The sequence below is a fragment of the Sorangium sp. So ce204 genome (assembly GCF_051526795.1).
GTDB classification, from domain to species: Bacteria; Myxococcota_A; Polyangia; order Polyangiales; family Polyangiaceae; genus Sorangium; species Sorangium cellulosum_B.
On record NZ_CP150317.1, the window covers coordinates 5,076,509 to 5,096,068 of the forward strand.

12 protein-coding genes are annotated in these 19,560 nt (G+C 71.3%); 7 read left to right on the top strand and 5 right to left on the bottom strand.

Translation table 11 applies throughout. The features are described 5' to 3' along the window. Window positions 1-7: 7 nt before the first annotated feature. On the top strand, window positions 8-322 hold the full coding sequence (minE, locus tag WMF22_RS18805) for a cell division topological specificity factor MinE (protein WP_437300436.1): 315 nt from the start codon (window positions 8-10) through the stop codon (window positions 320-322). 8 nt (window positions 323-330) lie between these two features. On the opposite strand, the gene WMF22_RS18810 is transcribed toward minE, so the two are convergent. Together WMF22_RS18810 and WMF22_RS18815 are read right to left on the bottom strand one after the other, a co-directional pair. Then, window positions 331-1,260, bottom strand: coding sequence for an SWIM zinc finger family protein (locus tag WMF22_RS18810; RefSeq protein WP_438036595.1), 930 nt, complete (start codon window positions 1,258-1,260; stop codon window positions 331-333). Continuing rightward, window positions 1,257-4,292, bottom strand: a complete 3,036-nt coding sequence (locus WMF22_RS18815) for an SNF2-related protein (protein ID WP_438036596.1) — start codon at window positions 4,290-4,292, stop codon at window positions 1,257-1,259. The genes WMF22_RS18810 and WMF22_RS18815 overlap by 4 nt, the downstream gene beginning before the upstream one ends. A 714-nt stretch (window positions 4,293-5,006) precedes the next feature. Here WMF22_RS18815 and WMF22_RS18820 point away from each other — a divergent pair. The 3 genes from WMF22_RS18820 (at window position 5,007) to WMF22_RS18830 (ending at window position 8,728) form a co-directional block, all read left to right on the top strand. Then, window positions 5,007-6,629 (top strand): DUF1552 domain-containing protein, encoded by a 1,623-nt coding sequence (locus tag WMF22_RS18820; protein ID WP_437300439.1) that lies wholly within the window; start codon window positions 5,007-5,009, stop codon window positions 6,627-6,629. 128 nt (window positions 6,630-6,757) lie between these two features. After that, complete coding sequence (locus WMF22_RS18825; protein ID WP_438036597.1) at window positions 6,758-7,720, top strand: SMP-30/gluconolactonase/LRE family protein; 963 nt, start codon at window positions 6,758-6,760, stop codon at window positions 7,718-7,720. 24 nt (window positions 7,721-7,744) lie between these two features. Next, the gene (locus WMF22_RS18830; RefSeq protein WP_438036598.1) at window positions 7,745-8,728 is read left to right on the top strand and encodes an asparaginase; all 984 of its coding nucleotides are present in this window, start codon (window positions 7,745-7,747) and stop codon (window positions 8,726-8,728) included. On the opposite strand, the gene WMF22_RS18835 is transcribed toward WMF22_RS18830, so the two are convergent. After that, the gene (locus WMF22_RS18835; RefSeq protein ID WP_438036599.1) at window positions 8,696-10,303 is read right to left on the bottom strand and encodes an amidohydrolase family protein; all 1,608 of its coding nucleotides are present in this window, start codon (window positions 10,301-10,303) and stop codon (window positions 8,696-8,698) included. The genes WMF22_RS18830 and WMF22_RS18835 overlap by 33 nt on opposite strands. 279 nt (window positions 10,304-10,582) lie before the next feature. Beyond that, entirely contained in the window at window positions 10,583-11,803 is a 1,221-nt protein-coding gene (locus WMF22_RS18840; protein ID WP_438036600.1) for a hypothetical protein, read from the bottom strand. Window positions 11,804-12,618: 815 nt separating this feature from the next. Between WMF22_RS18840 and WMF22_RS18845 the strand changes: the two genes are divergently transcribed. The 3 genes from WMF22_RS18845 to WMF22_RS18855 are packed head-to-tail and all read left to right on the top strand — an operon-like array spanning window position 12,619 to window position 15,869. Continuing rightward, entirely contained in the window at window positions 12,619-14,244 is a 1,626-nt protein-coding gene (locus tag WMF22_RS18845) for an FG-GAP repeat domain-containing protein (RefSeq protein WP_438036601.1), read from the top strand. Between the two features lie 30 nt (window positions 14,245-14,274). Beyond that, complete coding sequence (locus WMF22_RS18850; RefSeq protein WP_437300445.1) at window positions 14,275-14,820, top strand: hypothetical protein; 546 nt, start codon at window positions 14,275-14,277, stop codon at window positions 14,818-14,820. A 23-nt stretch (window positions 14,821-14,843) separates the two neighbouring features. Further along, the gene (locus WMF22_RS18855) at window positions 14,844-15,869 is read left to right on the top strand and encodes a hypothetical protein (protein WP_437300446.1); all 1,026 of its coding nucleotides are present in this window, start codon (window positions 14,844-14,846) and stop codon (window positions 15,867-15,869) included. 18 nt (window positions 15,870-15,887) lie between these two features. Here WMF22_RS18855 and WMF22_RS18860 read toward each other — a convergent pair whose 3' ends face one another. Beyond that, complete coding sequence (locus WMF22_RS18860) at window positions 15,888-19,559, bottom strand: serine/threonine-protein kinase (protein ID WP_438036602.1); 3,672 nt, start codon at window positions 19,557-19,559, stop codon at window positions 15,888-15,890. Window position 19,560: the final 1 nt, after the last annotated feature.

Genomic DNA, 19,560 nt, shown 5'->3' on the forward strand with positions numbered 1-19,560 from the left:
TTCTGCCATGTCGATCATGGACTATTTCCGTAGGTCGCAGCCGAAGTCGGCGACCGTGGCGAAGGAGCGCCTGCAGATCATCGTGGCGCGCGAGCGCGTGCGCCAGACGGGCGAGCCGGACTATCTTCCGCGGCTCAAGCAGGAGCTGCTCCAGGTCATCTCGAAGTACGAGCGGATCGACCTGGACCAGGTGAGCGTGAACGTGGAGCGGAGCGGCGATTGCGACGTGCTCGAGCTGAACGTCGTGCTCTCCGAGTCGGAGCGGGCGGCCGTGCGCGCCGCCGCGTCCCGGGCGGGGGCCGCCGCCGCGCGGAACTGCTGACGCGCGGCTCAGCCGCGCCCTCGCCCCCGCGGCGCGCCCTCCGCCATCGCGATCTCCCGCGCCCGCTCCGACGCCGCCCGGAGGAGCGGTCCGAAGAGATCCGCCGGAGAGCGCTCCTCGGTCCAGCCCGGCGGCACGCCGAGCTGGGACAGGAGCGCCGCGTGCGCCGCGGGCGGCTCCAGCGTCACGTCGAGCGCCGGCGGCGCCTCGCGCCAGGCGTCGTAGTCCTTCGCCGCCATCTTGCCGGGCGTCACCGTCGCGATCGCCGGCGCGCCTCCGGCGCAGGAAGCGCCTTTGCCGGCGCCCGCCCGCTTGGCCCGCGCGCGCGCGGGGGCGCCCCGCGCGGCGCGGATCGCCTCGATCACCTGCTCGCGCGTGCGCCCGCGCAGCTCGAACAGCAGGAAGGGGTCCTTGTCGAACGCCTCCCCGAGCACGTAGTGCGTCGCCGCGACGTGCTTGCAGGGGTTCGCCATGTCGGGGCACGAGCAGGCCGTGGTGAGGTCCTCCGGCCGCTCCGGAAACAGGCTCGTCCCGGCGCTCTGGAACGCGGACTCGATGTCCTCCGGCATCTGGCCCGCGAGGAGCTCCGCCGCGAAGCTCGCCCGCTTCGCCATGGCGGCGATCACCTTCGCCCAGGTGGCGTCGTCGAGCCGCGCGATCGTGAGGATCACCTTGTACGGCCTCGGCTGCGAGCCGGTCACGCGCGCGGTCACGAGGCCGGGCTTCACCGTGAGATCGTGCGTCCTCCCCGTGCGCGCGTACGTGCGCCCGCGCGCGAGGCGGCCCGCGTCGTCGGGCGCCATCCGCTCCAGCGCCTCCACCCAGCGCTTGCCCCACCAGGTCGCGCCGGCCCGCTTCATCCGGATGCCTCGCGCCGGCGGCGGCGGCTTCGGCCCGGCCTCCCGGGGGAACGGCGCCCATCGCGCCGGCGGGCTCATTCCGGCTCCTCGCGGTCGTCCAGCTCGCCCGCGCCGGTCACGGCGTCCCTCGACAGCGCGAACAGCTCGCGCAGCGCCGCGTCGTCGAGCTCGGTGATCCACGCCTCGCCCTGGCCCACCACCTGCGCCGCCAGATCGCGCTTCTGCTCCAGCATCCGGTCGATCTTCTCCTCCACGGTGCCCGCGCAGACGAGCTTGTGGACCTGCACCGCGCGCCGCTGCCCGATCCGGTGCGCGCGGTCCGTCGCCTGGTCCTCGACCGCGGGGTTCCACCAGCGATCGAAGTGGAACACGTGGCTCGCCGCCGTCAGGTTGAGCCCCGCGCCGCCGGCCTTCAGCGAGAGCACGAACACGCGCGGCCCCCGCGGATCGTCCTGGAACCGCCGCACCATCTCGTCCCGCGCGAGCCTCGGCGTGCCGCCGTGCAGGAAGAGGACCTCCGCGTCGAGCGAAGGCGCGAGGTGCCGGACCAGCCGGTCGCCCATCTCGCGGAACTGCGTGAACACGAGCGCGCGATCGCCCGCCGCGAGCGCCTCCTCGAGCATCTCGGTGAGGCGCGCGAGCTTGCCGGACCGGCCCGCGAGCGGCCCCGCCTCCCCGAGGCACTGCGCCGGATGGTTGCAGATCTGCTTGAGCACCGTCAGCAGCGAGAGCACGAGCCCGCGCCGCTCGATGCCCTCGGCCTCCTCGATGCGGCGCATCGCCTCGTCGAGCGCCGCCTGGTAGAGCGTCACCTGCTCGCGCGTGAGCGTGCAGAAGACCCTGGCCTCGTCCTTCGGCGGAAGGTCCTGGAGCACGGCGGGATCGCTCTTGACGCGTCGCAGCAAGAACGGCCCGGCGACGCGCCGGAGCCGCTCTGCGGCCTTGCGGTCGCCGTAGCGCTCGATGGGCACCGCGTAGGCGCGCCGGAACGCCTCGAGCGGGCCGAGCAGGCCGGGGTTCGCGAACTCGAGGATCGACCAGAGCTCGGCGAGGCGGTTCTCGACGGGCGTTCCGGTCAGCGCGACGCGGTGCGGGGCGCGGAGCGCGCGCGCGGCGCGGGCGGTGCGCGACGAGGCGTTCTTGATGTTCTGCGCCTCGTCCAGCACGACCGCGGCCCAGTCCACGCCGGCGAGCGCCGCGGCGTCGCGGCGGAGCAGGCCGTACGTGGTCAGGACGAGCCCGCCTCCCGCGCGGCGCGCGCCGCCGTCGCCGCCCTCGGCGGGCCGCTCGCTCGCGCCGGACGCCCGCGACGCGAGCTCCTCGGCCGAGCGGGCGCGCCCCTCGCCGTAGTGCCGCACGAGGGGCAGGGCAGGGGCGAAGCGCGCCGCTTCCCGCTCCCAGTTGCCGACGACCGACGTCGGGGCGACGAGCAGCGTCGGGCGCGCGTCCTCGGGCGCCGCCGCGCGCCGGCCGACGAGGAACGCCAGCAGCTGGACGGTCTTGCCGAGGCCCATGTCGTCGGCCAGGCAGGCGCCCAGGCCGAGGCTCGCCATCGTCTGCAGCCAGGCGACGCCGCGCGCCTGGTACGGGCGCAGCGTCCCCACGAACCCCGCGGGCGGCGCGGCGGCGCGCTCGGCGCCCGAGCGGAGCCGCTCCATCGCGCGCGCGAGCGCGCCCTCGGCGACCACGGGGACGACAAGGCCGTCGACGCGGGCCTCGCCCGCGAGCGCGCCCTCCAGCGCCTCGCGCGCCGGGATGCGGCCGCCGCCGGCCTCGAGGCGCCGCGCTATCTCGGCGAGCTCCTCGGGGACCACGACCACCCAGGCCCCGCGGTGCCGGACGAGCGGCGATTTCTGCCGCGCGAGGGCGGCGAGCTCGCGCGCGGAGAGCGCCTCGTCGCCGAGCGCCGCCTCCCACGCGAAATCGAGCGCCTCGTCGAGGCCGAGCCCGGCGCTGCCCGCGACGACGCCCGCGGTGCGGCGCGCCGCGCCGACGCGCATGCGGAGGCGCAGGCGGCGCTGCCCCGAGGCGAGGAGCTCGCCCGGCACGACCACGCCGAACCCGGCCTCGCCCAGCGCCGGCGCGGCCTGCGCGAGGAAGTCCCACGCCTCCGCGGGATCGAGGTCCACGTGCTCCGGCCGCGCCTCGCCGAGGGCCCGGGCGATCGGCGCGAAGCGCCGCGCGGCGGCGCCGAGCGCGCCGAGGAGGACCTCCTCGGCGCCGGAGAACGCGCGCCCGAGCGCCTTCAGCGTGCGCCCCTGGGTCTTCCACACGTCGGCGGCGGGCACGAGCAGGCTGGGATCGTCGGTCGCCTGCAGCAGGAAGCGGAGCACGAAGCCGCGGTCGCCCTGGGGCAGCTCCAGCCGGAAGCAGGCGCGCAGCGCGTCGCACGCGCCGAGCGCGGGCCGGACCCACGCGTCGAGATCGGCCACGAGCGCGCGCTCGGCGAGCCCTTCCGCGGCGAAGGCGGGCCGCGGGCCCGTCAGGGCGAGCACCAGCCGGCGCTCCCACGGGGCGCGCGCGGGACGCGGCGCGCGCGCCGGACGATCCGCGGCGGCGCCGCGCGCGAGCGCGTCGGCCGCGGCGTCCAGGAAGGCGCGCAGCAGGGCCTCGGCGGACCAGACCTCCGCGGCGGCGGGCGCCCGGGAGCGCCCGCGGCCCTCGTGCGCGGTGTGCGCGCCCGCCGGCACCGCGTGCGCGGCCGGCGGCATGGCGCGGGCGAGCGCCGCGACGCGCGCGGCGTCCTCCGGGGCGGCGAGCGACACCGCCCAGCGGGCCTCCGTGCGCCCCTGCGTGGCGCCGGCCGGCACCACGCGGGGCACGACCCGCTCCCGCACCACGAGATCGAGCGCGAGCTTGCTCGCAAGGCTCCATGTGGCGACGGACGGCGGCGCTCGCTCGAGGTCGTCCTGGGCCATGCTGGCGAGCGCGGCCAGGCCGTCGAGGAGCGGCGCGGCCTGCCCAGCCCTCCTCCCGGCGCGGCCCGCCTCGGAGACCACGACCGCCTCCGCCGGGGCCGTCGCGCCGAGCGACCGGGCCGCGAGCTGATCCACGGCCGTGTCGTCCCAGAGGAAGAAGCGGAGATCGCCTGGCAGAAAGACGAGCGGCATCGACGCGCAGATCCATTGCACAGCCGGCGACGGCGAAAAGGGGGCTTCACGCGTCGTGAGCCAGAAAAGCGATGGGCCGGACGGGAGCGCTCCCGCTGAATCACGGGTTTAGCCCATTGCGTGTCATGGCTGAGAATTGCCAGAATTTGTTTGAAACCTCTGATCGGGAGGGTTGGAGAACATCTCATGGAAAAAGATCGGGACTCGAGGGAATGGCCCTTGCGGCGTGCTGCGCCGGGAGCATAGCGAGCTCGAGCGGCCGGTTGACGCCGAGCGCGCGCAGGGGCGCCTGGGCCGCCCGCGCGCCGCGCGAGAGGCGGGCCGTCACGTTGTCCGCTTCGGCGGCCCGCTCGCCGTGCCCGGTGGGGTGGAGGGGGCGGGCTTCGTGCCCTGAGCGTGACCGAGATGCCGACATCTGCGGTAAGCGCAATTGTTTGCCCGCGCAGTACTGCGAGGGCACCCCGACGCCCTGATCCAAGATCGCTCTCTGAGGACTGCCGCGACGTGTCGGGCTGCCGCGTCGCGCGGCGAGCGGCGGGGCATCTTTCCGCTCGCCCAACGCGCCCCGCCGAGCGAATTCCAAATACGTTCACGGGCCCGCGGGGATTATGGGGGATGGATCCGTGCCAAACTCGGGCATCCGAGGGCGTTCCGAGTGGCAGCCGGGCGTTTTGCCTTCACTGAGGCGGGAAAAATACGACCATGTCAAAGCGCATGAACCGAAGAATTTTCCTCCGGGGGCTGGGCGGAGCTTGCGTCGCGGCGCCGTTCCTCGGCTCGATCCTCGACCGCTCCGTGATGGCGCAGCCGGCCACGCCGCCGAAGCGGCTGATCGTGATGTTCACGCCCTATGGCTGCATCACGACGCGGTGGTTCCCGAAGAAGTCGCACGGCCCGCTCACCGCCGCGGACCTCCAGTCGACGACGCTCAAGCACCTGGCGCCTCACGTCGACAAGCTCCTCATGCCCCGAGGCATCCGCGCGATGAACGAGTGGACGGCGACGATGGAGCGGGGGCAGGGGAACGATCCGCACACGCAGGTGGTCGGGTCGTACTTCACTTGCCACCCGGTCACTCCCAACAGCGACGACCCGTTCAGCTTCGACGCCGCGACGAAGTTCAACGCGATGCCGACCGGTCCCTCGCTGGACCACGTCATCGCACGACAGCTCAGCCCGCAAGGCACTCCGTTGCTCTTGACCACGGCTGGTCAGAATGAAAGCCCTCAGATGGCGATCTCCTACTCCGCCGCCGAGACCCTCTTCAGGGGCCTCAACCCGTCGCAGCTCTTCAGCAGCCTCACGGGCCTCTTCGAGCCGGGGAAGCCGCCGTCTCCGGACACCTACGCGGCGATGCGCGGCAAGAGCGTGCTCGACATCGTGAAGGATGATCTGCAGAGGCTCGAGCGGTTCGACATGAGCCGTGCCGACAAGCAGAAGCTCTCGGCCTGGAAGGAGCTCATCCACGCGACAGGAAACGTGGTGGGTTCTGCGCAGTGCGACACGGCCCTCGCCACGGCGCTCGGCGCGACGCAAGAGAACATCAGCCTGTGGGGCACGGCCCCGAGCGCCGACGACAAGCTGACGCGGCGAATCTCGGACACGCTGGACGGAGCGGACCTCTGTTCGAACCTCGCCGTGCTGGCGGCGGCGTGCAACGCGAACCCCGTCATCTTCCTGAAATACCCCGGGAACTACGTCTTCAAGGGGCTCGGCGTGACGTACGAGAGCGCCAGCCTCTCGCGTCGCCTGGACAATGCGGGCATGACGGGCACCTGTGTCCCCGGTGCGATCGACATGCTCCTCGCGATCGACGACTACTATGCGAGGAAATTCGCCCACCTCGTCGAGCAGCTGGACCGGATCGAGGAGGGCGACGGGACGCTGCTCGACAGCTGCGCGGCCGTCTGGTTCCAGGACGTGTCGGACGGCTGCGCCCGCAACCTCAACAACCTGCCGATCGTCCAGGCCGGCAGCGCCGGCGGCTATTTCAAGACCGGCTGGGCCGTGAACGTCGATGACGGCTCGCCCGATCTCACGACCGGCAACAGCGAGGGCACGTGTACCGAGGGCACGTCGAACAAGGTCGACGCGATGTCCCAGGAGACGGGGACCGATCCGTCGCTCGCCAACGCGCCGATCAACAAGTACTTCTGCAGCTTGATGAACGCCCTCGGGGTCAAGGCAGGCCCGGATGGCTTCCCGGCGCGGGGCGGTTCGGCGCCGGTGACCCACTACGGCATGTACGACCGGACGGAGGACTTCATCGGCGGCGGGGTCAATCCCCCCACCATCCACGATCCAGGCGAGTTCACCGCGCTCAAGGCGAACTCCTGAGCTGTCGCGTTCCCGAGCCTGTCGGCCCGGGGCGGCGCGCCTGAACGAGATGCCCCCGTCGGCGAGGGGGTGTTATGCTCGCGCGCGTCGAGCGGGCGCGGCGCGGCGCCGTGCCGGGAGGTCGTTGGATGTCATCTGTCAGGGGTTTCACCCTCGAGCTGTCTCGGATCGAGTACGTCGGGCAAGGCCTTGTCCGGCCGGAGTGCGTGATCGTCGAGCCCGGCGGCACGCTCTGGACCTCGGACGCTCGCGGCATCGCGACGCGCATCGAGCCCGATGGCAGGCAGGCGACCCTCGGCCCGGAGGTGCCCGAGCCGAACGGGATGGCGATGGATCGGCAGGGCAACCTCATCGTCGCCAGCATGTCCGGCGGCAAGATCCACAAGCTCCACCGCGACGGCCGGTCCGAGGTCCTCCTCGACTCCATCGACGGCAAGCCGCTCGGCGCGGTGAACTTCTGCTTCATCGACTCGCGGGATCGCCTCTGGATCTCGGTCACGACACGGCATCTCCCGTGGTGGCCCGCGGTCGTGGGCGGCGTCCGCGACGGGTACATCGCGCTCGTCGACGAGAAGGGCGCCCGCATCGTGGCCGACGGCCTCAGCTTGACGAACGAGGTGCGCCTCGACGCCGACGAGCGGTTCCTGTACGCCGTCGAGACCGTCCCCGGCCGCCTCCTCCGGTTCCCGGTGCGCGACGACGGCAGCCTCGGCGATCCCGAGCCGTTCGGGCCCGACAGCCTCGGCATCGGCGGGTACATGGATGGCTTCGCCTTCGACGCCGAGGGCAACATCTGGGTGGTGGCCGTCTGTCGCAACGGCCTCGCGGTCATCTTCCCCGACGGCAGCTACCAGACCGTCTTCGAGGATCCGCGCCCTGCCGTCCTCAAGGCGATGACCGTGAAGCAGAGGAACGGCACCATCGAGCCGGCCGACCTCGGCGCCTGCGCGGGAAACACGCTGCAGCTGCCCACGAGCATCGCGTTCGGCGGCCCCGATCTCCGCACGTGTTACATGGGGTCGCTGGCGATGCCCCACCTCCTCACGTTCCGCGCGCCCGTCGCGGGGCTCCCGCTCTCGCACATGCGGTGATCGGCTTCACGCAGACAACCATCCATGCCTCGCGTTCACCTCGTCACCACCGGCGGCACCATCGCGAGCCGCGTCGATCCGAAGACGGGCGCCGCCGTGCCCGCCGTCCGCGCGGAGGAGCTCGTCGCCGACGTGCCCGCGCTCGGCCGTATCGCCGAGATCGCGGTCACCGAGCTCTGCCTCGAGAGCAGCTGGAACTTCGGCCCGGACAGGATCGCGGCGCTCGCGCGCGCCGTGCGCGATCTCCAGGTCGATCCCGAGGTGACCGGCGCCGTCGTCACCCACGGCACGGACACGCTCGAGGAGACGGCGTTCGCGCTGGATCTGCTGCTCGACGGGGACACCCCGGTGGTGCTCACCGGCGCGATGCGGGACGCGAGCACCGCGGGGACCGACGGCCCGCGCAACCTCGTCTCGGCCGCGCGGATCGCCGTCGAGCCGTCAGCGCGGGGGCTCGGCGTGCTCGTCGCGCTGAACGACGAGCTCCACGCGGCCCGGTGCGTGATGAAGACCCACACGACCGCGCTCGGCACGTTCGCCTCGCCGGGCGTGGGGCCGCTCGGCTGGGTCGACGGCGAGGGCGTCCGCGTCCACGCGCGCCCCGCGAGGACGCCGACCCTGCCGCTCGCGCAGCCCGAGCCGCGGGTCTACCTCGTCAAGATGGCGTCCGGGATGGACGATCTCCTGCTGCGCGCGATCCTTGAGGCCGGGGCGCGCGGGGTGGTGATCGAGGGCTCGGGCGCGGGGAACGTCTGCGGGAGCTGGGAGGGGGCGATCGGCGCGCTGGTGCAGGCCGGCACGCCGGTGGTGCTGAGCTCGCGCTGCCCCGGCGGGCGGGTCACGCCGACGTACGGCGCGCCCGGCGGCGGGCGGCGGCTCCGGGACCTCGGGGTGATCGCCGCGGGCGCGCTCTCGGGGCCCAAGGCGAGGCTCGCGCTGATGTTCGCGCTCGGGGCGGGGCTCGACGGGGCGGCGCTACGCGCGTATTTCGACCGGCTTGCCGGGTAGACCCTCACTCCTTGCGCCCGGGCCGCGCCGCTCGTCACCGGCGCCGCTCGACGCCTTGCGCTTCAGCTTCTCCTCGACCCGCGTGCCCTTGAAGAAGCTCGCGTTGGCCTCGGTGTAGAGCTTGTACGGGTTCTCGAACACGTAGGCCTTGAAGTCCTCGGCGCTGAGGACGCCCTCCTCCACGAGGCGATAGCTCTCCGCGAGCGCCTCGGTCAGGTCGGGGACGTCCCAGTGGCCGACGTCGGAGGAGTAGATGGCGTTGATCTTCACGCCGAGCGGGTTTGCCTTGGCGTTGAACGCAGACGCGATGGTTCGGTCGTCCGACTCGGATCCGAAGAAGAAGTTGTTCACCCAGCGGTCGCGGATGTCCTCGATCTTCTCGATGCCCGCGGCCTCGAAATCATTGCGGTACTCCGGCGCAGGCTGGCGGGCGTCGCTCGTGTACCCGGCGCCCAGCGTGTCGGCGATGAGCTGCTCGCCCTCGATGGAGCGCCCGTTTGCGAGCTTTGCGAGATCCGCGCCGTAGCGCCGGAAGAGCTCGGTGAAGAGCGCGCGGTCGGTCGCCGCGGGGTCGTAGTGCTTGAGGCCCTCCGGGCCGCGCTTCTGGAAGCGGTCGACCAGGTGGATGTAGACCCGCGCGCCCCAGTCGGCCCCGCCTTCGAGCATGCCGATGCGCAGCCCCGGGAAGCGGCGGGTGACGCCGCCGAAGAACAGCGCCTTGGCGAACGCCTCCGAGCCGTCGGCGAAGTGGCCGACGTGGTTGTTCATGTAGTTGCTGATCGACGAGCGCCCCGTCCAGCCCTGGCTCCCGTAATGGGTGAGGACAGGCACGCCGAGCTCGACCACCTTCGCCCAGAAAGGATCGTAGTCGTACTCGCTGTCGATGCCGTAGAAGTCGATGTACGTCGCGTACTTGGCGATCTCCGGGTGGTGCGCCGGCGGGTACTTCTCCGCGATCGCCTTGATGGGGCGGCGCACGCCGCCGGCGATGTTGATCGCCTTGAGCCCGAGCTTCTTGACGGCGAACTCCAGCTCTTCGATGCCCTCCTCGGGCGTGTTCAGCGGGATGCCGGCGACAGGGGTGAGGCGGTCGCTGTACTTGCGAAACAGCTCCGCGTGGTAGTGGTTGATCGCGCGCTGGAGCGCCTGCCGCGCGCCCGGGTCCTTCACGGCGAGCGGCGCGAGGGTGTTGTTCGGGAACAGGACCGAGTAGTCGGACCCTTGCTCCTCCAGGCGCTCGGCGAGCAGCTCCGGCAGGTGGTACGTGGCCACGTCCAGCGTGTTGCGCGTCACCCGCGCCCACCACGGCGATCTGACGGTGCGGTAGTGCTGCCGCTCCTCGGGCGTCTGGCTGTACCAGTCCTTGCCGCTGCTGTTCTCGGCGTTGCGGCGGCGGGAGCTCAGCGCCTTGCGCAGATCGTCGACGAGCTTGGCGCCGCCGTACGTGGCGACGAAGTCCTCCAGCGCCGGCGAGTAATCGTTGGTGTGGATGTCCGTGTCGATGACGGGGTAATCGAGCTTTTCCTTGACCGCCACGGAGGGCGAGGCCTTGAGACGAGCGATACGGTCAGTCATGAAGACTCCGGAGAAGGGTAGGGGTGCACCGAGGCCGCCGGTGGATGGTCGATGGCCGTGCTGGCGCGCCGCTCGCTGCAACACGCGTGCCCCGGCGCCGGTGCCGGGGGGGCTCGCGCTCTCGACCGCGGATCTCGGCGCCCCTCCGGCGCGCTCGCCGCGCGCGCTGCTCGGATCCGAGCAGCGGTTCAGCGCGGCTGCTTCCTCAGCAACACCCGGACGCCTCGTCGCGCGCGGCCCCGGTCGCGCAGCGGTCCTCTCGGCGGCCGTGAAGCGCAGCTAGCAGCTGCTCGCCGGGCCGCCGCCGGGGCAGATGGTCGGGAGGCTGACGCCGGTGGTGGTCCCGTTGATCCAGTCCTTGTAGGTCGAGTGCTGCACCTCGTAGCCGATCCAGCCGCTCCCCTTGGCGAAGTAGTACACCTCGTCTTTCCCGGCGCCGTCGATGATGACCTTCTTGATCACGTCCGTGTAGACTTGACCGTTCGGAGCGGTGACGGAGGACAGGTGCTCGACCGTGTACCGCTGCCACGTCCAGCCCTCGTGCCACGAGTCGCAGGCGCCGCAGGTGGTCTCGCTCTGCGCGTCGACGTAGATGTCGAACGTGTAGGTCTGGACGCCGCGTGACTTGTCGAAATAGCGCGGCAGCACCTTCGCACCTCCCCAGTCGGTGGTGTCCTTCGGGGCCTGGTAGGCGTAGCCGCCCGAAACAGGGTCTCCGCGCCACTGGTGCCTGCAGTCGGTCGGGCAGTTCAGCGCGCCGCACTGCTCATCGCAGTACGTCTGGATGCCGGTGTCGAAGTACGCCCACGAGGTGTCCTTCCACAGCGGGTTCCACTGCTCGTCAGCCGTGTAGGACTCGTAGTCGGCGCCGTTCCTGCCCTTCACGTAGACGAACTGCCTGCGCCCCGAGTCGTCCTTGCCCTGCGGGACGTACCATCGAGCTCCGGTCACCTGCGTTGTGTACTGGGGGCCGCTCGCGCTGCATCCCGGCGTCATGTAGTCGAAGAGGTCGACGACGCTGGAGGTCCGGCACGACGTCGAGGTCGTCCAGATGGGCCTGCCGGCGGTGTTGTAGATGACGAGGTTGCAGTCGTCCTGGAGGGCGAAACGTGCGCCGGGGTTTCCCGCGGTCCTGGAGCTCCAGAGCGCGCGGGCGCCGGCGTAGAGGACCAGGTTCCCGTCGGTCTGCATGATGAACCTCGTCGTGTCTGACCGGGGCGCCGTGTGCGTGGCCCAGGACGCATCGGTCTCGTCGTAGGCGACGACGTTGCCGTCCGTCTGATGCACGAGCCTCACCCGGCCGTTGCACGACCGGATCGACTGGCTTCGATCGAGAGACTCCCCCGGGGCGAGCCCGCCGCACGCGAGGGCGCCCTCGGCCGTCCCGGTGAGCTCGTCTGGCGCGGCGAGCTCGTCCGACTCCGACGAATGGCCGGAGCCACAGGCGGAGAGAGCTGCCGGGATCGCCACGAGGACCAACGGATAAAAGAATCGTTTCATTGCAAGCGTCTCCTTCTCGGAATGCAGCGCAGAGAGGACGGCGCTGGGTGCGCGGAGCTCACCCGACGAGCCGTCACCTGCGGCCAGGGAAGGCGCCGACCGTCTGGCCGGGGCAGCTGCGCCCCGGAGCGGCGAAGGGCCGTCTTCCTTCAGGCTCCGCTGCGCGGTCCGCGTCCCGTCGCGTGCCATGAGCACCCCGCATGCCAGACATCCGCAGCGCCCCTCGGGCCGCGCGAGCGGCGCCTCGACCTCGGGTACGCAACGGCTGCGTAGAAGGGGCGAGTGGAGAACGCAGGGCTTGCTCAGGTAAGCAAACCTTGCTGGCGCCCCGACCGCCACCGGAAGGTCGGGCCGCTCCGGCCATCGACGATTCTTTCTGGCGGGGCCGATCGGGCTGCCGGTGGCACCGGAGGGGTGAGCAAGCTTGGGCCGAACGTCGACCCACCGTGTTCTGAAACGCTCGAATCAGCCGTTTCCAGGACGCGGAGCCGAAAGGCCCCCGGACGACCTCGATCCGCGGTGGCCGCCTGAACGTGTCTCCGTGCGGCAGGAGGACAAGGCGCTGTAACGGCACGTGCGCGCCAATCTGCACGGCCGTTCAGCGCGCATGACGATCATTCCGCGCCGGATTGGCGGCTGATACCTCAATGATCACGCGACCGTCGAAGGCTCGCTACCGGCCCGGGCGGACGTATCGTGGGCCGGACGGGGATCACAATCGCCTAGACGATGACAAGTTTTCATGAAAGCATCGCACATCTCGCCCTCTTCGGACCAGCTACGCCCGGTCGCATTGCTCGACCCATCTGCTCCGCATGCATAGCCTCGAGTTCCTCCACAAGCAGGTCGTACCGGCGTCGCGGCGGCGATTCGCGGCGGCGCTCGCGAGCATCGGTCTTTCGGCTTGCCACGGCCCGCCCGCGGGCGGCGGCGCTCCCGATGCTGGCGCGCCGTCCGCGGAGCCAAGCGCGAGCGCCGCGGCCGCCGACACGACGCCGAGCGGCGTCAGCCTCCGTGACGTCTACGTCCGCACGGCCCCTTATACGACGGCCACGATGGGCCACTTCGCCACGGGCCTCGCCCTCGCGGACATCAACGGCGACCATCTGCCAGACATGATCGTGTCGAACGGGAACGACATGAGCCCGCAGCCGCTGGTGGTCTTCACCAACGATCCCCGCAACGGCAACCGATTCGCTTCCTGGCCTACCTGGCTCGCCGACGTCAACGAATATCACGGCGGCCTCGCGGTCGGCGATGTCGACAACGACGGCTGGCTCGATGTCGCTGTCGCCGTGGCGTTCGGCCGCGATCGCGACATCTCGGGCGGAGGCGTCCGCATCTACCGGAACCTCGGAGGCAAGCTCGAGCAGGCGCCGTCGTACAGGACCTCCGATCACTACCTGACCGCTGGCTGCGCGCTCGGCGATATCGACGCCGACGGGGATCTCGACCTCGCGGTGGCGGTGATGCTCGAGGGCACCGGGACCATCCCACCGACCCCCGGCACGCCGCCTCCGACGCCGGGCCGCGCGCGGATTTACCTCAACGAAGGCGGCTCGATCGCGAGCAAGCCGGCGTGGCGATCCGAGGTGGAGATGATCGCCGGCGACGTCACCTTTGCCGACGTGAACCAGGACGGCTGGATGGACCTGGTGGTCTCCGGCGAGCACGCGCAGGTCTTCTATGGGCACGCGCCGAAGCCCGGCGAAAAGGTGCCCCTCGCCGTCCGCCCGAGCTGGGAGTCGAAGGACACGTTCCCGTTTTCCTACTCGGTGGATGTCGGGCGCTTCGGCCAGGACCCCGCCCTGTCGCTGGTCGTGTCCGACAGCTGCCTGTTCAGCGATTGCGACAGCCGGTTCGTCATGTTCACGCCCGCGTCGGGGAACGAGTCCGTCTGGCGCTCGGCTCCGGTGCAGTATGCCTCGAAGGTCTACCTCGCCGATCTCACCGGGGACGGCAACCTCGATCTCATGGCCGGCCAGTGGGGGCCCAACAAGCAGGGCGGCGCGCTGTGGGGATTCGATGGATCGGCGAAGAGCCCGCCGTTCGCCGCATCGCCGGATTTCGTGACCGAGACCAGCTCGGTGCTCGAGGGGCTCGCCTCGGCCGACGTCAAGCGGCGGTGTCTGCGCACCAGGCGATACGAGCTCTCGTCCACATCGAAGCGCGCCGTGATCACGCTGCCCGATCGCCGGATCGCGGCGTACCGCAAGGTCCTCCGGAACGGCGCCGAGCTCCGGCCGTCGCAGTACACCTGGACGCCGGCGGGCAACTGGATCTCGCTCCGCAAGCCGCTCGACGCCGGCGACCGGATCGAGGTGGAGTACGAGTACTCCCCTGTCCAGGACATGGCCGTCGCCAACTTCCAGAACTACAGCCCTAGCATAGGCAATTACGTCTTTTTTAGCTTCCTCGAGCCCCCAACCTGCCCCCCTTGACGCCGCCCGGACCTGCGGCACACGCCGAACATGCACGACACAACAAAGCTCTCTCGTCTGATCACCGAAGCTGCCCGAGACCACGAGGTCAGAACGCGCATCCGCAGCGATCCGGAGTCCGTCTTCAAGGAGTACGGGCTCTCCGACCCGGACATCGCGCTCCTGCGGCAGAGAGATCTCGGCGCGCTGGCGAAGCATCTCCCCGCCGAGGTGTTCGAACGCCTGCTCGATCTCCTGAAGACGCTCGGGGAGGCACACATCTGCATCCCCTGGCCGCCGTCATCGATCACGGTGACGGAGATCACTCCGGCGAGCACCCCCCCCGGCGCGCTGCCGAAGTCCGTCAGGGTCAAGGTCACCGGCACTGGCTTCGAAGCTCGGGCGAATCTCAGCTTCCAGCACCCGTCTCGCACCGTGAATGCCACGACGGTCAGCGTGACCCCGGGCCCCTCATCGAGCCTCATCGCCGATGTCACGTTCGCCCTGGGAACGCAGGGGAGTTACAATGTCGTCGTGACCAATACGGGCGGCCTCAGCGGCACCTTGTCGATGGGCTTCACCGTGACCAGCAGCTGATCCTCCTGCGGAACGAGGCCGCGATGCTCCACCCGATGGGCGGGCTCCTCGACGTCGTGGCCCCATGGCTCCCAACGTCGCTGCTCGCCGAGCCATGGCGCGCCCGGATCCGGGACCTCGCCGAGCAGCTTCCCCCCGCCTTTGACTGGGGGCTCCTCGAGTGTCGCCTCGGACAGGGCGACCCGCGCGTCGATTTCATCGTGTGTGCGTCGGCCCGCGACGGTGGCCGCGAGCGGCTCGCGTCGCTGCCGCCGGGCCACGCGGCAGAAGGGACGCTGGGCGCGGCGGGGCGATTCGCGGAAGAATGGAGCCGGGAGGGCTCGCCGATTCACCGCAGCGTCCCGCTCATCTGGCTCGAATACGATATCCTGCCCGATCGCAGCGCGGCGCCGATCGTGTTTCCCTGCGTGGACCCGAGCTATTTGTCCCCGGACCCCGTGCTGCCGCTCGCGATCCCTGAGCTGCGGGCGGTCTGCGCGAGCGTCCTCGGCCTCGCGCTCGGCCGCCCGGCGCATGAAGAGGTCCTCGACATGCTCGAGCGCTGCGCCGCGCTTCTACCCGCGAACAGGCGTGTCCTGAGCATCGCGGCGATGCCGCGGCGCGGCCTTCGTGACGTGCGGGTTTATGTCGCCTTGCGCCTCGCAGAGATCCCGGCCTGGCTCCGGGCCATCGGCTGGTCAGGCTCCGAACGGCTCATCGACAGCGGCCTCGAGCTCCTCGGCCCGGGCGAAGAGCTGTTCGGCGTCCACATCGACGTCGCGGAGACCGTGGGACCGTACTTCGCCGTAGAGCGGTATGCGGGACCTACCCCCGCGGCCACGGCCGAAGGCCTTCGCCTGCTCGAGCGGCTCGTCCGGAGCGGCGCGTGCGCTCCCGAGAAGGGCGAGGCGATCGCGCGCTGGTCGGGCGCCACGAAGGTCGACCTGCCCGGCGCTGGATGGCTCGTCCGCGTCGACCGGCAGTTTTACCTCAAGCTGATCCCGCGCCCCGACGCCCCGCCCGAGGCCAAGGCATACCTCGGGTTTCACCCCTCCTTCACCCTGCTCTGAGCGGGCCGCGCGGGCGCGTCACACCTCGAGCAGGCGGGCGTCGAACGGCGCGAAGACCCGCGTCCAGCGCTCCGGGTCGGCGATGCCGCGCGCGCGCATCCAGTCTTCGGCCTCACGCACCTGGTCGGCCCGGGAGGTGAGCTGGCCGAGGAGGCGCTTCGCGCAGGCGGCGGAGAGGCCCATGTCGAGCGCGGTGTACTGTTCGATCGCCGACCCCAGGAGCTCGCGCGCGCGGCGGCGATCCCCCTTGAAAGAGGTCGAGGCCGCGCGGATCAGCGCGGCGTGCGCCTTGCCGTCCTTGCGAATCGGCTCCTCGTCGAGGGTCCTCGCGATCGCCTCGCACGAACGGAGGGCCTCGCCGCTCGTCCTCGCGAGCGAGAGCTGGACGCGCGCCTTCATGAGCCACGCGTCGATGCGCGACATCGGCAGGCGGAGCATCTGGGCGCGCTGGATGCGCGGCCAGTCCCGCTCGAGGCGCGCCCGCGCGGCGTCGGGCCGGCCCTCGTAGAGGTCGCAGTAGGTCTCCACCCGCGTCGAGTAAAAGTGCTGGACTGTGTACCCCTCCTGCGTCCAGCGCTCGAGCACCCACCGCGCGAGCCTTCGCGCTCCGTCGGTGTCGCCCCGCGCGATGCGGCAGTACGCTGCGTCCTGCGCGAAGCGCACCTGCCCGTAGAGATCGCCCCGCTCGCTCGCCTCGAGCTGGGCCTCGGTCGCGCGCCGCTCGAGCTCCTCGATCTCTCCGCGCGCATCCAGCCCGACGTGCACGAGGCCGTCGCCCACCGCGCACTCCCAGTGCACGCCGCTGCACCGGTCGCGCAGGAGCCGGGCGCCGCGATCGGCCTGCTCGAGCGCTCGCCAGCGGCCGACGTACATGTGCTCGAAGGCTCCCCAGATCAAGATGACGCCTTCGAGGTAGGGCGAGCCGCTCTGCCGCGCGAGCTCGCTGGCGCGGGTGAGGTAGGCCTCTCCACGCCGCGAGAGCCAGGCCCCCATGAAGCGCATCGTGCCGCCGACCTGCGCCAGGCTGCGGCCGACCCGCGTCGGCTCCCCGGCGTCGAGGGCGAGCAAGAGCGTGTGGAAGCTGAACGCGAGCCCGTGGGTGGGCAGGATGGGAGTGAGCCCCTTGCCGAGCGCCCAGCACAGGTCGATGCGGGCCAGGGCTTCGGCGGCAATCGAGGCTTCGGCCCTGGAAGCGAAGGCGATTCCTCGGAGCTGTAGCCGGATCAGCTTGTCCAGGATGACCAGCGTCGCTCGCCCCGCCGACGCCGGGTAGGCGACGCCGAGCTCCTCGAGGAGCGGCCTGGCCACCGAGAGGCTCTGGTCCACGTGCCCGGCGACGAGGTATGCCTCGACGGCCTGCCGCACGAGATCCCGCCGCTCGTCCCGCGGCGCGCCCCGTGCGGCGTCGAGCAGGACCGGCGCGGCCTCGACGCAGCGCCCCGCGTTGATGAGCGCGCGGCCCCTCCGGACCCCGAGGACACGGAGCTGCTGTGGCTCCAGAGGACCCCAGGCGATCGCCTGGCCGTAGAGCTCGGCGGCGCGATCGAAGGCCAGGGCGGCGTCGGCCTGCTCCGCGGCCAGCACCGTGTACTCCGCGGCGCGCGCCATGTCCCCGGCCCCGTGGAAGTGGTGGGCCAGGAGCTCGGGCTCCGCGTCGGGCGTCGCGAGGATAGCCTGCGCCAGCGCGCCATGAAGGGCGCGGAGCTCGTCGCTCGGCAGCTCGGCCACGACGCTCTCTCGGATCCGATCGTGGTAGGGCTCGACGAGATCCGTGCCCTTCGGCCCGCGCGTCCGGACGAGGCGCGCCGCCCGGAGATGGGCGAGGGCGCTCAGCGGATCTTCGCCCGGAATCCGCGCGGCGGCGGCGACCGCCTCCTGCGTGAGCGGCCGCGCGGCGACGGCGACCGCGCGGAGCACCTTGCGCGCGTCGTCGGGGAGCTGCGCGACGCGCGCCTGCACGACGCGCTCCAGCGAGAGGCGGCGATCGTCGCCGGGCGCAGGTGCGGTCGCGGCCTCCCGGGCCAGCTCCTCGACGAACAACGGGTTGCCGCCCGACTCCCGTGCGATCCGCTGCCCCTCCTCCGCGGAGAGCTCGCCGCCGCGTATCTGCCCTGCGAGCTCGACCGCCTCGTCCGGCGGGAGCGGGGCGAGCTCGACGACGGTGGGCTCGATCACCGGGATCTGGGCGTCGCGGAGCGCCTGGATCTCCCTGAAGAAGGGGCTCTGGGCGGCGTCATCGCTGCGGTAGGCGGCGAGCACGAAGAGCGGCGCCGGGTCGCTCGGCGAGAGCAGCTCCACGAGGAGCGCCGCGCCGTCCGGGTCCGCCCACTGGAGATCGTCGAGGAACAAGACGACGCGCTGCCTCGCACACAGCCGGACGAAGATCTGCTTGAGACCGATGAACGCCCGGCGCCGCAGCTCCAGCGGATCACGCGCGTCGGCCGGCGCCGCGGGCAGCTGTCGGAGCGACGGGCAGGTGCGCAGCACCGGGAAGATCCGTGCGGCGAGGTGCACGTCGCCGGCGAGCAGCGCCCGCTCCACGATCTCCGGCAGGCCGGCGATGTACTTCGCGAGCGCGTCGACGATGGGATCGAAGCCCTTGTACGGGACCGACTCCCACTCATAACACCGCCCCGAGAAGACCAGCGGCTGATCGAGATCGCGCAGCAACTCGAGAAAGCGCCGCGCGAGAGCCGATTTCCCGATCCCCGAGGGGCCTTTCAGATGGACGTAGGCGGGCGCGTTCGCCCCGCTGCGCCGGTAAATCTCCTGTACGACCTCGAGCTCTTGCTTCCGGCCGATCAGCGGCTGCCTCGGCGCCTCGCGCGGCGGCGCGACGCCGAGCCGCTCGAGCACCTCGGCGCCGGAGGGACGATCGCCCGGGGCGGTGGCGAGGAGCCGAACGCAGAGCTCGTCGAGATCGGCCGGAACGTCGGCGCGGCGCGACGAGGGGAGCGGCGCGGCGAGCTGCGTCCGCGCGAGGAGGCTCTCCCACATGGAGCCGGGGAAGGGGAGCTCCCCGGTCAGGGCCTCGAACAGCATCAGCCCCACCGCGTACCAATCGCTGGCCCGGCTCGGCTCCCGGCCGCCGACTTGCTCGGGCGAGAGGTAGAGCGGCGTAGCGGCGAGCTCGCGTCCCTCCCCCGGGGCGGCGTCAGGCGACGGCGACGAAGGAAGGGAGAGCCCGAAGTCGAGGATCACGACGCGCCCGCCGCGCTCGATGAGCACGTTCTCGGGCTTGAGATCGAGGTGGAGCAAGCCGGACGCGTGCAGGGCTGCGATGCCCCCGGCGAGCTGCCGCAAGCTCGCGTAAATACCGTCGCTGTTCCAGAGCGGAGCGCCGTCCGCCGAGCGGCTGGCTCTGATCTGCTCGAAGTAGGTCCGGAAGTCGGATCCGTCGATGAGCTCCATCGTGAAGAACCATCTGTCCTTCTCGGCGGTGAGCTCGTACAGCTGAATGAGGTTTGGATGGGACAGATCGGCGGCCCTGCGGAACTCGTTCTTGAAGCGGTAGAGGGTCTTTGGGTCCAGCCGCCGGAGCGTCTTGAGGGCGAAACGGCGGCCTCGCGCCGCGTCGACCGCCTCGTAGACCACACCCATGCCGCCTGCGCCCAGCCGCCGCAGCAGGCGGTAGGGGCCGAGTCGATCGCCAGCGTCCTCCGATGGCCGAGCAGCACCAGCGTTCTCCATA